The 1,353-nt window shown below is 41.2% G+C and carries 2 protein-coding genes; one reads left to right on the plus strand and one right to left on the minus strand.

Annotated features, from left to right (window positions below):
* Positions 1-302: DeoR family transcriptional regulator (locus L650_RS0100780; RefSeq protein WP_029771812.1), on the minus strand; the 302-nt coding region annotated here is incomplete at its 3' end.
* Between the two features lie 154 nt (positions 303-456).
* Between L650_RS0100780 and L650_RS0100785 the strand changes: the two genes are divergently transcribed.
* On the plus strand, positions 457-984 hold the full coding sequence (locus tag L650_RS0100785; RefSeq protein WP_029771813.1) for a sugar O-acetyltransferase: 528 nt from the start codon (positions 457-459) through the stop codon (positions 982-984).
* The last annotated feature ends 369 nt before the right edge of the window (positions 985-1,353 follow it).

Here is a 1,353-nt window from a genome sequence, read left to right on the forward strand (position 1 = left end):
GTAGTACGCCCGCTATCAATAATAATGCGGTTATGATCTTTTATAAGTGCTGCAGCAGCCTTTGCTATTGCTACTTTTCGCTTAGAGTCTATTTCGTCACTTACAATTTCTTTAGGCAGTGCAATAGCACCACCGTAACGGCGCAGTAACAGACCACTTTTTTCAAGCGCGGTTAAATCTTTACGAATGGTTACTTCAGATGTTTGAAACTGCTCAGCGAGCTTTTCAACAGCCACTTCACCTAGCTCATTTACCTGAGTAAGTATTAAATGACGGCGTTGCTGGGTGTTTCGTTTGGTCATAAAGCTCGTAGATTAAGTTTCGTTTCGAAAGATGTGTAATTCTAAACGAAACTAATTAAATGGCAAGTGAACGAGTAAAAATAAAGCAGCTTTCAACAAGTAATAATAAAGGTAAAATAGTCACAGCATCTCTTAACTAAACGAAGAAACTTTAATGCAGCCATTTAATAGCTTAAACAAAGAGCTTTTAGCCCTACGTAAACAAACAGGCGAAATATGCCGACTCTTTAATAAAAGCCCGAGTAAAGGTAATTTAAAACGCATTAAAGAGCTATTCGCTCAATGCGGTGAAGGCGTAATTATAGAATCAGGTTTTCATTGCGATTATGGTAATCAAATAACGATTGGTGATCGTAGCTTCATAAACATTAACTGTACGGTATTAGATGCCCCAATTAGTGAAGGAGCTATCAGCATTGGGGATGACTGTTTAATTGGCCCCAATGTTCAGCTATTGACTGTATCCCATGCTGTTAACCCTACACAGCGACTGAATAAAGAAAACTTTACTGCTCCTATTACAATAGGCAACAACGTATGGATTGGCGCAGGTGCAATTATTTTAGCGGGCGTATGCATTGAGGATAACAGTGTTATTGGTGCGGGTTCTGTAGTAACTAAAAATGTAGAGGCGGATACTGCTGTTGCTGGTAATCCAGCTCGTGAGATAAGAACACTATAAATCGATGTTTTTTAGCGTCGGGTGTCGCTCCGCTCACTCGACCTACATTCTAGAAGTAGATGAGTGTGCATTAATTGTCCGCATTTAACTTTTCTGCGGACGTAAAAAAGCCCGGCTCTTTCGAGTCGGGCTTTCTTGTATTTGAAGCCTGGCAATGTCGTAGTGCCCACAGCGGTAGAGAGTCACATAGCAAATGCTACATTATTATTGCGTCGGGGCGGCCTTATGCGGTGCACGCTTTCGAGCTGTTTTACTTCTCTGATGAGTTAGCCATGGGTCTGGCTATTTATTAAATCCCAGACAGCAAAAAACCCGTTACATCGCTGTAACGGGTTTCTCTTATTTGGAGCCTGGCAATGTCCTACTTTC

The organism is Pseudoalteromonas sp. TB51 (assembly GCF_000498055.1).
GTDB lineage: Bacteria > Pseudomonadota > Gammaproteobacteria > Enterobacterales > Alteromonadaceae > Pseudoalteromonas > Pseudoalteromonas atlantica.